At 72.0% G+C, this 13,113-nt stretch carries 10 protein-coding genes; all 10 read left to right on the plus strand.

The window, feature by feature from the left end; all coding sequences use genetic code 11:
* The first annotated feature begins 157 nt into the window (after nucleotides 1–157).
* Nucleotides 158–1,123, plus strand: a complete 966-nt coding sequence (gene rsmH / locus CP967_RS25520) for a 16S rRNA (cytosine(1402)-N(4))-methyltransferase RsmH (RefSeq protein WP_150490222.1) — start codon at nucleotides 158–160, stop codon at nucleotides 1,121–1,123.
* Between the two features lie 49 nt (nucleotides 1,124–1,172).
* The gene (ftsL, locus tag CP967_RS25525; RefSeq protein ID WP_373300352.1) at nucleotides 1,173–1,718 is read left to right on the plus strand and encodes a cell division protein FtsL; all 546 of its coding nucleotides are present in this window, start codon (nucleotides 1,173–1,175) and stop codon (nucleotides 1,716–1,718) included.
* Between the two features lie 4 nt (nucleotides 1,719–1,722).
* Nucleotides 1,723–3,720, plus strand: coding sequence for a peptidoglycan D,D-transpeptidase FtsI family protein (locus CP967_RS25530; protein ID WP_150490223.1), 1,998 nt, complete (start codon nucleotides 1,723–1,725; stop codon nucleotides 3,718–3,720).
* A 16-nt stretch (nucleotides 3,721–3,736) separates the two neighbouring features.
* Complete coding sequence (locus CP967_RS25535) at nucleotides 3,737–5,455, plus strand: UDP-N-acetylmuramoyl-L-alanyl-D-glutamate--2,6-diaminopimelate ligase (protein WP_150490224.1); 1,719 nt, start codon at nucleotides 3,737–3,739, stop codon at nucleotides 5,453–5,455.
* A 4-nt stretch (nucleotides 5,456–5,459) separates the two neighbouring features.
* Nucleotides 5,460–6,881: a UDP-N-acetylmuramoyl-tripeptide--D-alanyl-D-alanine ligase gene (locus CP967_RS25540; protein WP_150490225.1), complete on the plus strand. Its 1,422-nt coding sequence runs from the start codon at nucleotides 5,460–5,462 to the stop codon at nucleotides 6,879–6,881.
* Entirely contained in the window at nucleotides 6,878–7,948 is a 1,071-nt protein-coding gene (gene mraY / locus CP967_RS25545) for a phospho-N-acetylmuramoyl-pentapeptide-transferase (protein WP_150490226.1), read from the plus strand. The genes CP967_RS25540 and mraY overlap by 4 nt, the downstream gene beginning before the upstream one ends.
* The gene (murD, locus tag CP967_RS25550) at nucleotides 7,945–9,363 is read left to right on the plus strand and encodes a UDP-N-acetylmuramoyl-L-alanine--D-glutamate ligase (protein WP_150492044.1); all 1,419 of its coding nucleotides are present in this window, start codon (nucleotides 7,945–7,947) and stop codon (nucleotides 9,361–9,363) included. Before mraY ends, murD begins: the two co-directional genes overlap by 4 nt.
* Before the next feature lie 107 nt (nucleotides 9,364–9,470).
* Nucleotides 9,471–10,934: a putative lipid II flippase FtsW gene (ftsW, locus tag CP967_RS25555; RefSeq protein ID WP_190175054.1), complete on the plus strand. Its 1,464-nt coding sequence runs from the start codon at nucleotides 9,471–9,473 to the stop codon at nucleotides 10,932–10,934.
* Nucleotides 10,935–10,940: 6 nt separating this feature from the next.
* Complete coding sequence (gene murG / locus CP967_RS25560) at nucleotides 10,941–12,035, plus strand: undecaprenyldiphospho-muramoylpentapeptide beta-N-acetylglucosaminyltransferase (protein ID WP_150490227.1); 1,095 nt, start codon at nucleotides 10,941–10,943, stop codon at nucleotides 12,033–12,035.
* Nucleotides 12,036–12,085: 50 nt separating this feature from the next.
* Nucleotides 12,086–12,880: a cell division protein FtsQ/DivIB gene (locus tag CP967_RS25565; RefSeq protein WP_150490228.1), complete on the plus strand. Its 795-nt coding sequence runs from the start codon at nucleotides 12,086–12,088 to the stop codon at nucleotides 12,878–12,880.
* Nucleotides 12,881–13,113: the final 233 nt, after the last annotated feature.

Here is a 13,113-nt window from a genome sequence, read left to right on the forward strand (position 1 = left end):
CGAACCCTCGTGCCGTGCGGCGCACATGCGGCCCGGCCCTTGCCCGCTCGTCGGTCGGCCGACGCCCCTTCCCCGGCGCCGGCGGACCTCCCCTTCCGAGCGGGCGGGGACCAGACCGCACGTGCGGCCGGCACGGGACTGAGCCTGAGAGGGCGTCTTGAGCCAGACCCGACATGTCCCGGTGATGCTCCAGCGGTGCCTGGACCTGCTGGCCCCGGCTCTGGAGGCCACCGGATCCGAAGCCCCCGTCGTCGTCGACTGCACCCTGGGGCTCGGCGGGCACAGCGAGGCCCTGCTCGCCGCCTTCCCCCGGGCACGGCTGGTCGCGCTGGACCGCGACAAGGAGGCGCTGCGCCTCTCCGGCGAACGCCTCGCCCCGTACGGCGACCGGGCCACCCTCGTGCACGCCGTCTACGACGAACTGCCCGAGGTGCTCGAACGGCTGGGCATCCCCAAGGTGCAGGGCGTCCTCTTCGACCTCGGTGTCTCCTCCATGCAGCTGGACGAGGCCGGCCGGGGCTTCGCGTACGCCCAGGACGCACCGCTGGACATGCGGATGGACCAGAGCACGGGCATCGCCGCCGCGGAGGTGCTCAACACCTACCCGCCGGGGGAACTCGTCCGGATCCTGCGCGCCTACGGCGAGGAGAAGCAGGCCAAACGCATCGTCTCCGCCGTCGTGCGGGAGCGCGAGAAGGAACCGTTCAGCAACAGCGCGCGGCTCGTCGAGCTGATCCGCGACGCGCTCCCGCAGGCCGCCAAGCGCACCGGGGGCAACCCGGCCAAGCGCACCTTCCAGGCCCTGCGCATCGAGGTCAACGGCGAACTGGGCGTCCTGGAACGAGCCGTCCCGGCCGCGGTGCGGAGCCTCGCCGTCGGTGGCCGGATCGCCGTCCTCTCCTACCACTCGCTGGAGGACCGGCTGGTCAAGCAGGTCCTCGCGGCCGGCGCGGCCAACACGGCACCGCCCGGCCTGCCCGTCGTGCCCGAGCGCTACCAGCCCCGGCTGAAACTGCTGACCCGCGGCGCCGAACTCCCCACCGAGGAGGAGGTCGCCGAGAACCGCAGGGCGGCCCCCGCCCGGCTGCGCGGCGCCGAACGGATCCGCGAGGACGAGCGATGAGCACCCGGCGGAGGACCGGCCGGCACACGGGAAGGGCGGGGGCACCGAGGTGACCGGAGGGGCCGGACAGAACGAAGGGCGGACCGGGCGGCTCGCCCGGCTGATGCCGTCGGGTCCGAGCACCGCGGCCCGTACCCCGTTCGTCCTGCTCGTGGTGCTGCTCCTCGCCGGCGGCCTGATCTCCCTGCTGCTGCTGAACTCCGCTCTGAACGAAGGGTCGTTCGAGCTGAGCCGGCTGGAGCGGGAGACGACCGAACTCACCGACGAGCAGCAGGCCCTGCAACGGGACGTCGACAGCTATTCCGAACCGGACGCGCTGGAACGCCGCGCCCGGGAACTCGGCATGGTGCCCGGCGGCCCCCCCGCCTTCCTGGACCTGGACGGCTCCGTACGCGGCGTGCCCGAGCAGGCCACCGCCGACCCCTCCACCCCGCCGGCCGCCCGCGAGCCGCGCACGGACCCGGAGCCGCCGGCCCCCGCTCCCTCGGCCACCCCCGCGCCCGGCACCCCCGTGGCCCCGCCCGCCGCGTCCGGCCCCGCCGCCGTACCCCCCGCGACCCCCACCGAACCGTCCCCGACGAGCTCCGGCAGGTGACCGAGTGCCCCCGAAGGAACCGCCGCGCCGCCGCGTACCCGGCCCGGCGCGCCCCCGCGGCGCAGCCGGAGGATCCGGGCGCCCGCGCCCCGCGTCCCGCCCCGGGGCCCGGCGGCCCCGGGCATCGGCCCGGCCGCGGACCGGAGCACCGCGCGGGCCCCGCAACGCCATCCGGCTGGGCAACCCGCGTCCGCGGCTGCGTCTGATCAGCCTCTGCCTGACTCTCGTCATGGTGGCGTTCGTCATCCGGCTCCTCCAGGTGCAGGCGGTCGACGCCGACGAGTACACGGCCAAGGCCGAGAAGAACCGCTACCTGGAGTACACGATCGCCGCCGAGCGGGGCGAGATCACCGACCGCAGCGGTATCGCCCTGGCGACCAGCGTCGACGCGCACGACATCACCGCCGACCCGAAGCTGTTCACCCCCGAGGAGAGCAAGGCGCCCGACGCCCCGCGGCAGGCGGCGCAACTGCTCGCGCCCGTCCTGGGCAGGGACGCCGGGGAACTGGAGAAGAAGCTCTCCGCCCCCGGCAGCCGCTACACCGTGCTGGCCCACCGCCAGACGCCGCAGGTCTGGAAGCAGATCAAGGACCTCAAGGCGGCCTTCGCCGAGAAGGCAGCCGAGGACAGGGCCCGGGGCGGACCGGGGGCCAACGTGCTGGCCGGCGTCCTCCAGGAGCCCACCACCAAACGCGTCTACCCCAACGGCGACCTCGCCGCGGGGATACTGGGATTCGTCAACGCGGAGGGCAAGGGCGGCGGCGGCCTGGAGGCCCGGCTGGACGAACAGCTCGCGGGCGAGGACGGCACGATCCGGTACGCCCAGGCCGGCGGCCGTCCCGTGCCGACCGCGGGCTCCAAGGAGACCCCGGCCGTCGCGGGCTCCGACATCGAGCTCACCATCGACCGAGACATCCAGTGGGCGGCCCAGCGGGCCATCGCCGACCAGGTGCGGGAGTCGAAGGCCGACCGCGGCTACGTGATCGTCCAGAACACCCGGACCGGCGAGGTGCTGGCCATGGCCAACGCCCCCGGCTACGACCCGAACGACCTCTCCCAGGTCGACGCGGCCGTCCTGGGCAACGCGGCCCTCCAGGACGTCTACGAACCCGGCTCCACCAGCAAGGTCATGTCCATGGCCGCGGTGCTGGAGGAGGGCGTGGCGACCCCCGGTACACACGTCACCGTCCCCAACCGGCTGCACCGCGGGGACCGGCTGTTCCGGGACGACATCGACCACCCCACCTGGTACCTCACGCTCAACGGCGTACTCGCCAAGTCCAGCAACATCGGCACCATCCTGGCCACCGGCCAGCTGGGGAAGACGCAGGCCGAGGCCAACAAGGTCCTCCACTCCTACCTGCGCAAGTTCGGCCTGGGCAGCACCACGGGGCTCGACTACCCGGGCGAGTCGCCCGGCATCCTCGCCGCGCCCGGGGACTGGTCGACCTCCCAGCAGTACACGATCCCGTTCGGCCAGGGGCTGTCGCTCAACGCCATGCAGGCCGCCTCCGTCTACCAGACCATCGCCAACGGCGGGGTCCGGATCGAGCCGACCCTCGTCCGCGGCACGAAGGGCGCGGACGGCCGGTACACGGCGGCCGAGGCCCCGAAGAAGACCCGGGTCGTCAGCGAGAAGACGGCCAGGACCCTGGCGAAAATGCTGGAGTCCGTCGTGGACGACCGGGAGGGCACCGGGACCAAGGCCCACATCGAGGGCTACCGGGTCGCCGGCAAGACGGGTACGGCCAACCGGGTCGACCCCGTCCGGGGCGTCTACAAGGGCTACACCTCCTCCTTCGCCGGCTTCGCGCCCGCCGACGACCCCCAGATCGCCGTGTACTGCGCGATCCAGAACCCCACCGAGGGCAGCTACTTCGGCGGCCAGATCTGCGGCCCGATCTACAAGAAGGTCATGGAGTTCGCCCTGAAGACCCTTCAGACCCCGCCCTCCGGCACCGCCCCCGCCCGGCTGCCGGTCTCCTTCGAGCCCGGCGAGTGAACTCGGGAAGACACACGTGACGACCATCACCCCGGACCCCGGGAACCGGAACGACAAGTACCGCGACCCCGGCCCCTCACTTCGCGATCGGCCGGGTCCGCCCGGTACGCTCACCGCCGTGCCCCACCCCGATCAGTCCCAAACCACGAAGGACGCTCCTGTGACCTACCCGGGAGCGCCCCGGCCGGACCGGCTCCGGCCGACTTCCCTCGGCGAGCTGGCAGCGCGCATCGGCGCCGCACCGCAGGAGTCCGGTGAGGTCACCGGAATCACCCACGACTCCCGGGCCGTGCGTCCGGGTGACGTGTACGCGGCCCTTCCCGGCGCCCGCTTCCACGGCGCCGACTTCGCCGCCCAGGCCGCGGGGCTCGGTGCCGCGGCCGTCCTCACCGACCCGGCGGGCGCCGGGCGGGCGGCCGCCACCGGGCTGCCCGTGCTGGTCACCGCGGAACCGCGGGCCCGCATGGGCGAACTCGCCGCCGAGATCTACGGGCACCCGGGCGCCGGCCTCCTCCAGATCGGCATCACCGGGACGTCCGGCAAGACCACCACGGCCTACCTCGTCGAGGGCGGCCTGCGCGGAGCGGGACGCAGCACCGGGCTGATCGGCACCGTCGAGATGCGGATCGGCGACGAGCGCATCAAGTCCGAGCGCACCACCCCCGAAGCCACCGACCTCCAGGCGCTGTTCGCCGTCATGCGGGAACGCGGCGTCGAGGCGGTCGCCATGGAGGTCTCCAGCCACGCCCTGGTGCTGGGCCGGGTCGACGGCTGCGTCTTCGACGTCGCCGTCTTCAACAACCTCAGCCCGGAGCACATGGAGTTCCACTCCGGGATGGAGGACTACTTCCAGGCCAAGGCGCAGCTGTTCACCCCGCGGCGCAGCAAGCTGGGCGTCGTCAACTTCGACGACGAGTACGGCCGCCGGCTCGTCGACGAGGCGTCGGTCCCCGTCGTCACCTTCTCCGCCGAGGGCCACCCGGACGCCGACTGGCGGGCGGCGGACGTCGAAGTCGGTCCGCAGGACAGCCGGTTCACGGTGCTCGGCCCAAAGGGCGAGCGGATCACCGCCAGGGCGCCGCTGCCCGGGCCGTTCAACGTCGCCAACACCCTGGCCGCGATCGTCACCCTGGCCGTGGCCGGTGTGGACCCGCAGACCGCCGCCGACGGCGTCGCCGCCGTCCCCGGGGTCCCCGGCCGGCTCGAACGCGTGGACGCCGGACAGCCCTACCTCGCCGTCGTCGACTACGCGCACAAGACCGACGCCGTCGAATCCGTACTGCGCTCCCTGCGCAAGGTCACCGAGGGCCGGGTGCACATCGTGCTCGGCTGCGGCGGCGACCGTGACACCACCAAGCGCGGTCCGATGGGCGCGGCGGCGGCCCGGCTCGCCGACACGGCCGTCCTCACCTCCGACAACCCCCGCTCGGAGGACCCGCTGGGGATCCTCGCCGCCATGCTGGCCGGCGCCGCCGAGGTACCCGTCCACGAACGCGGCGACGTCCTCGTCGACGCCGACCGCGCCGCCGCCGTCGCCGCCGCCGTGGCCCGCGCCGAGCCCGGTGACACGGTGCTGGTGGCCGGCAAGGGGCACGAACAGGGCCAGGACATCCACGGCGTGGTACGGCCCTTCGACGACCGGCAGGTCCTGCGTGAGGCCATCGAGCGCTCCCGCGCACGCGTGGACACCGCACCCGACCACGCACACACCCACGAGAACAACAGTCAGGGATGACCAAGTGATCGCCCTTTCCCTCGCCGAGATCGCCGAAATCGTCGGCGGACGCCCGCACGACATGCCGGACCGCTCCCTCGTCGTCACCGGCCCCGTCGTCATCGACTCCAGGGAGGTGCGGCAGGGGTCCCTGTTCGCGGCGTTCGCCGGTGAACGCGTCGACGGCCACGACTACGCGTCGCGCGCCGTCGAGGCGGGGGCCACGGCCGTACTCGCCGCCCGGCCCGTGGGCGTCCCGGCGATCGTCGTGGACGACGTCGTGGCGGCGCTCGGCGCCCTCGCGCGCACGGTCGTCGAGCGGCTGGGGGCCACCGTCGTCGCGCTCACCGGCTCGGCCGGCAAGACGTCCACCAAGGACCTCGTCGCCCAGCTGCTCCAGCACAAGGCCCCGACGGTCTGGACACCCGGCTCCCTCAACAACGAGATCGGCCTGCCGCTCACCGCGCTGAGCGCCACCGCCGAGACCCGGCACCTGGTCCTGGAGATGGGCGCCCGTGGCGTCGGCCACATCCACTACCTTGCCACGCTCACCCCGCCGAAAATCGGCCTGGTGCTGAACGTGGGCAGCGCCCACCTCGGCGAGTTCGGCAGCCGCGAGGCGATCGCCCGGGCCAAGGGCGAACTCGTGGAGGCCCTCCCCGCCGACGGCGTGGCGGTGCTCAACGCCGACGACCCGCTCGTGCGGGCCATGTCCTCCCGCACATCAGCCCGGGTCGTCCTCTTCGGAGAGGCCACGGATGCGGACGTACGGGGAGAGAACGTCCGGCTCACGGACGACGGGCGCCCCGCTTTCGCGCTCCACACACCTACCGGGTGCAGTGACGTGACCTTGCGCCTGTACGGTGAGCACCACGTGTCGAACGCGCTCGCCGCGGCCGCCGTCGCCCATGAGTTGGGCATGTCCGTGACCGAGATCGCCGAGGCGCTCTCCGGGGCGGGCACCCTCTCCCGCTGGCGCATGGAGGTCACCGAGCGTCCGGACGGTGTGACGGTCGTCAATGACGCCTACAACGCGAACCCCGAATCCATGAAAGCCGCACTCCGTGCGCTGGCCGCCATGGGCAAGGCCTCACGGGCGGAGGGGGGACGCACGTGGGCGGTGCTCGGTCAGATGGCCGAGCTCGGTGACGCGTCGCTCGCCGAGCACGACGCGGTCGGACGGCTCGCCGTCCGGCTCAACGTCAGCAAGCTCGTCGCTGTCGGGGGACAAGAGGCCTCCTGGCTGCAACTGGGCGCATATAACGAGGGTTCGTGGGGTGAGGAGTCGGTGCACGTGTCCGACGCACAGGCGGCCGTCGACCTGTTGCGCAGTGAACTGCGCCCGGGAGACGTCGTGCTGGTGAAGGCGTCCCGGTCGGTCGGCCTGGAGAAGGTCGCCCTGGCACTGCTGGAGAACGCGAACGAGGGCGAGGTCGCCGTCCGATGAGGCAGATCCTCTTCGCGGGAGCCATAGGGCTCTTCCTGACCCTGGTCGGCACACCGCTGCTGATCAAACTCCTCGCCCGCAAGGGCTACGGGCAGTTCATCCGGGACGACGGCCCGCGCACGCACGGCAGCAAGAAGGGCACGCCCACGATGGGCGGCATCGCCTTCATCCTGGCGACGATCATCGCGTACGTCCTGGCGAAGGTGATCACCGGCGAGGAGATGCGCTTCTCCGGCGTCCTCGTCCTGTTCCTGATGGCGGGCATGGGGCTCGTCGGCTTCCTCGACGACTACATCAAGATCGTCAAGCAGCGCTCGCTCGGTCTGCGGGCCAAGGCGAAGATGGCCGGCCAGCTGATCGTCGGTATCGCCTTCGCGGTGCTCTCGCTCCAGTTCGCGGACATCCGCGGCAACACCCCGGCCTCCACCCGGCTCTCCTTCGTCGAGGACTTCGGCTGGTCCATCGGACCGGTGCTGTTCGTCGTCTGGGCGCTGTTCATGATCCTCGCCATGTCCAACGGCGTGAACCTCACGGACGGTCTGGACGGCCTGGCCACCGGCGCGTCGGTGATGGTCTTCGGCGCGTACACCTTCATCGGGCTGTGGCAGTTCCAGGAGTCCTGCGCCAACGCGACCACCCTCACCAACCCCGAGGCGTGTTTCGAGGTACGCGACCCACTCGACCTCGCCGTCGTCGCCTCGGCCCTGATGGGCGCCTGCTTCGGCTTCCTGTGGTGGAACACCTCACCCGCGAAGATCTTCATGGGCGACACCGGTTCGCTCGCCCTCGGCGGCGCGCTCGCCGGCCTCGCGATCTGCTCGCGCACCGAATTCCTGCTGGCCATCCTCGGCGGCCTCTTCGTGATGATCACCATGTCGGTGGTCATCCAGGTCGGCTCCTTCAAGATGACCGGCAAGCGCGTCTTCCGCATGGCACCGCTCCAGCACCACTTCGAACTCAAGGGGTGGTCCGAAGTCCTTGTCGTGGTCCGCTTCTGGATCATTCAGGGCATGTGCGTGATCGTCGGACTCGGCCTCTTCTACGCAGGATGGGCAGCCAAGAAGTGAGCAACGTGGACTGGCAGGGCACACACGTCACGGTCGCAGGGCTCGGCGTCAGCGGCATCCCCGCGGCCCGCGCCCTGCACGAGCGCGGGGCACTGGTCACCGTCGTCAACGACGGCGACGACGAGCGTTCCCGCGCCCAGGCCGCCGGACTGGAGGCGCTCGGGGTCACCGTGCGCCTCGGCGACGGCGACACCCTGCCCGAGTCCACCGAACTGGTCGTCACGGCCCCCGGCTGGAAGCCCGGCAAACCGCTCTTCCAGGCAGCCGCCCGGGCAGGCGTCCCCGTCTGGGGCGACGTCGAACTCGCCTGGCGGCTGCGGGGGCCGGACGCCGCGCCCTGGCTCGCGGTCACCGGCACCAACGGCAAGACCACGACCGTGCGGATGCTCGCCTCGATCCTCGAAGCGGCCGGACTGCGCACGGCCGCGGTCGGCAACATCGGGGTCTCCCTGCTGGACGCGGTGCTCGGCGAGGAGACGTACGACGTCCTCGCCGTCGAACTCTCCAGCTACCAGCTCCACTGGGCGCCCTCGCTGCGCGCCCACTCCGCGGCCGTACTCAACCTGGCCCCGGACCACCTCGACTGGCACGGCTCCATGGACGCCTACGCGGCCGACAAGGGGCGGATCTACGAGGGCAACAGCGTCGCCTGCGTCTACAACGCGCAGGACCCGGCGACCGAGCACCTGGTACGCGAGGCCGACGTCGAGGAGGGCTGCCGGGCGATCGGCTTCACCCTCTCCACCCCCGGGCCCTCGCAGCTGGGCGTGGTCGACGGGATCCTCGTCGACCGGGCCTTCGTGGCCAACCGGCAGAAGCAGGCCCAGGAGCTGGCCCAGGTCGGCGACGTCGACCCGCCCGCCCCGCACAACATCGCCAACGCCCTGGCCGCCGCCGCCCTCGCCCGCGCCTTCGGCGTCGAGCCGGCCGCCGTACGCGACGGGCTGCGGTCCTTCCGCCCCGACCCCCACCGCATCGAACACGTCGCGGACGTCGCCGGGGTGAGCTACGTCGACGACTCCAAGGCCACCAACACCCACGCGGCCGAGGCGTCGCTCGCCGCCTACGAGCCGATCGTCTGGATCGCCGGCGGCCTCGCGAAGGGCGCGACCTTCGACGAACTGGTCACCGGCGCGGCGAAGCGGCTGCGCGGTGCCGTGCTCATGGGCGCCGACCGTGCGCTGATCCGCGAAGCACTGGCGCGACACGCCCCCGAGGTACCGGTCCTCGACCTGGACCGGACCGACACTGGGGCGATGTCCGAGGCCGTCCGGGAAGCCGCGCGGCTCGCCCGGCCGGGGGACACCGTCCTGCTGGCACCGGCCTGCGCCTCGATGGACATGTTCGTCAACTACAACAAGCGGGGCGAGGCGTTCGCGGACGCGGTCCGCGAACTCGCCGGCGAGAGCGCCTGACGGGCCCGGACCCCGTACCGTCCCGGGGACGGGGCACGTGTGGCACCGCCGCGGACCCGGGCTCCCGGCACCGGCCCCGGGCACGAGCAGTGGAGGGGACAGCGACCATGCCGGCAGACGAGAGCCCAGCCGCGCGCGGAGCGGAACGCCCGTGCGCGACCGCGGCGTTCCGCCGGGCGCTCACCCCGCGCCCGCTCGCCCGCCCGGCCGCCGCGCTGTACGCGGGCCACGACGCGCACCTCCTCCTGCGCAGCCGCCCCGCCACCGGCACCCGGCGGCCCCCCGGCCCCCGCGGCGGCGGCAGGCGCCCAGAGGCGCCCTCCCGGCCCCCGCGGGGCGCCGCGCTGAGACGGCTCCACGAGCGGGCCCGCCGGGCCTGGGACCGCCCCCTGACCGCGTACTACCTGATCCTCGGGGCCGGTCTGCTGATCACGGTCCTCGGCCTCGTGATGGTCTACTCGGCCTCCATGATCAAGGCGCTGGAACTCGACAAACCCAGCACCTACTTCTTCCGCAAGCAGTTCCTCGCCGCGGTCATCGGCGCCGGTCTGCTGCTGCTGGCCTCGAAGATGCCCGTGAAGCTGCACCGGGCGTTCGCCTACCCGCTGCTCCTGGCCACCGTCTTCCTGATGGTCCTGGTCCAGGTGCCGGGGATAGGGATGGCGGTCAACGGCAACCAGAACTGGATCTACCTCGGCGGCCCCTTCCAGCTCCAGCCCAGCGAGTTCGGCAAGCTGGCCCTCATCCTGTGGGGCGCCGACCTGATGGCCCGTAAACAGGACAAACGGCTGCTGGGGCAGTGGAAGCACCTGCTGGTGCCGCTCGTCCCGGTCGCCTTCATGCTCCTCGGGCTCATCATGCTCGGCGGCGACATGGGGACCGCGATCATCCTCACCGCGATCCTGTTCGGCCTGCTCTGGCTGGCCGGGGCCCCCACCCGGCTCTTCGCCGGGGTGCTCGCCTTCGCGGCGGCCATCGCCTTCCTGCTGATCAGGACGAGCCCCAACCGGATGTCCCGGCTGGCCTGCATGGGCGTCAGCGAACCCGACGAGAACGGCGGATGCTGGCAGGCGGTCCACGGGATCTACGCGCTGGCGTCCGGCGGGTGGTTCGGATCCGGACTCGGTGCCAGTGTGGAAAAATGGGGTCAACTGCCCGAACCGCACACCGACTTCATCTTCGCCATCACCGGGGAGGAACTGGGTCTGGCGGGGACGCTGTCGGTACTCGCCCTGTTCGCGGCTCTAGGCTATGCGGGTATCCGCGTGGCCGGACGCACGGAGGACCCCTTCGTGAGGTACGCAGCGGGAGGCGTGACCACCTGGATCACGGCGCAGGCCGTGATCAACATCGGTGCGGTGCTCGGCCTGTTGCCGATCGCCGGAGTCCCGCTGCCGCTGTTCTCCTACGGGGGCTCGGCCCTGCTGCCGACCATGTTCGCCGTCGGACTCATGATCGCCTTCGCGCGGCAGGATCCGGCGGCGAAAGCGGCCCTGGCCACGCGGAGGCCCGGGGTCAGATGGAAGACGATGAGACGGCGCGTCATGAAGCGTCCGTCCGGAGAGCGGTGAATTTCGGTGCATGTCGTACTCGCCGGCGGGGGGACCGCCGGCCACATCGAGCCCGCGCTTGCCCTCGCAGACGCCCTGCGCAGGCAGGACCCGACCGTGGGTATCACCGCCCTCGGCACGGAACGCGGACTCGAGACCAGGCTCGTACCCGAGCGGGGGTACGAACTGGCGCTGATCCCCGCCGTACCGCTGCCGCGCAAGCCCACACCCGAGCTGATCACCGTGCCGGGACGGCTGCGCGGCACCATCAAGGCCGCCGAGCAGGTCCTGGAGCGCACCGGGGCGGACTGCGTGGTCGGCTTCGGCGGCTACGTCGCCCTCCCCGGCTACCTCGCCGCCAAGCGCGCGGGTGTGCCGATCGTCGTCCACGAGGCCAACGCCCGCCCGGGCCTGGCCAACAAGATCGGCTCCCGCTACGCCCACGCCGTCGCCGTCTCCACCCCCGACAGCAAACTGCGCGGCGCCCGCTACATCGGCATCCCGCTGCGCCGCACCATCGCCACCCTCGACCGCGCCCGGGTGCGGCCGGAGGCCCGCGCCGCCTTCGGGCTCGACCCCAACCTGCCGACCCTGCTGGTCTCCGGCGGTTCGCAGGGCGCCCGGCACCTCAACGAGGTGGTCCAGCGGGTCGCGCCGCTGCTCCAGCGGTCCGGGATCCAGATCCTGCACGTGGTCGGCCCCAAGAACGAACTGCCGCGCATCGACAACATGCCCGGGATGCCGCCCTACATCCCGGTACCGTACGTGGACCGGATGGATCTGGCGTACGCCGCGGCCGACATGATGCTCTGCCGCGCGGGCGCGATGACCGTCGCCGAGCTCTCCGCCGTCGGGCTGCCCGCCGCCTACGTCCCGCTGCCCATCGGCAACGGCGAACAGCGGCTCAACGCCCAGCCGGTGGTGAACGCCGGCGGCGGCCTGCTGGTGGACGACGCGGCGCTCACCCCCGAGTGGGTGCAGGGCAACGTCCTGCCGGTGCTGTCGGACCCGCACCGGCTGTACGAGATGTCCCGCGCAGCCGCGGAGTTCGGCCGCCGGGACGCCGACGACCTGCTCGTCGGCATGGTGTACGAGGCGATTGCCGCACGCCGCCAGGCGTGAGGCGGTGCGGACCCGGGGCGCGCGCCCCGGGTCCGGCGTAAGGAGCGAGCGTGGCCGGACCGACGACCGCCCAGCGCGGAGCAGCCCACCTGGCCGACACCCCGGCGGGACCGCCGGGGACTTCTTCCGGCGGGCGCCGGCTGAGCGGCCGCGTGCGGCTGCTCTTTGCCGGGGCCGCGGTGCTCCTGGTGGCCGCGGCCGCCGTCTGGACCCTGTACGGCTCGTCCTGGTTCCGGGTCGAACAAGTGACCGTCACCGGAACCGATGTGCTGACCCCGGCCGAGGTGGAGGCCGCCGCGGCGGTCCCGGTGGGAGACCCGCTGCTGTCCGTGGACACCGGCGCAGTCGAGGCGCGGCTGGCCCGCGAGCTGCCCCGGGTGGACTCGGTGGACGTCGTGCGGTCGTGGCCGGACGGCATCGGCCTCGAAGTGACCGAGCGGAAGCCGGTGCTGGTGCTGGAGAAGGGCGCGAAGTTCATCGAGGTGGACGCGGGAGGCGTGCGTTTCGCGACAGTGGGCAGGAGGCCCGCACACGTCCCGTTGCTGGAACTGGAACCGGAACGGTCACCGAGTCTGCGTCGTTACGGCGCGGAACGGCTGCTCCGGGAAGCGGTCCGGATCGCGGGAGACCTTCCGGCCGGGGTGGCCGGGGAGACGAAGGCGGTGCGGATGACCTCGTACGATTCCGTTGTCCTGGAACTGACCCGGGACCGGACGGTGCTCTGGGGCAGTGGTGAACAAGGGCCTGTGAAAGCACGTGTTCTCACTGCTCTCATGAAATCGTCACCCAAAGCGGGACACTTCGATGTGAGTGCCCCCAGCGCCCCTGCGGTGTCGAAGAGTTGACGCGCATATGGCCAGGCCAGCACCCTGGTTGGTCAGCGCTACGGGTGATCACATAGGGTGAAAAGAAAAACGGGAGGTTCGGCGTGTTCGTTGAACACGCGCCACTTGTCGACTTAGTGTCCTGTCCGGAAGAGTCCATGAGGCAGACACACTGGTAACCCTAAACTTCAACGTTAGGGTTCGGGTCGGCGTCCGGACCGTCCCCATTCGACATCCGTCGTCGCGGCGGTGCC

The sequence above is a fragment of the Streptomyces nitrosporeus genome, assembly GCF_008704555.1.
Taxonomy (GTDB): domain Bacteria; phylum Actinomycetota; class Actinomycetes; order Streptomycetales; family Streptomycetaceae; genus Streptomyces; species Streptomyces nitrosporeus.

Coding starts and splice junctions, on each gene's coding strand:
- mraY (WP_150490226.1), top strand. CDS start 6,878: ATGAGGCAGATCCTCTTCGCGGGAGCCATAGGGCTCTTCCTGACCCTG.
- ftsW (WP_190175054.1), top strand. CDS start 9,471: ATGCCGGCAGACGAGAGCCCAGCCGCGCGCGGAGCGGAACGCCCGTGC.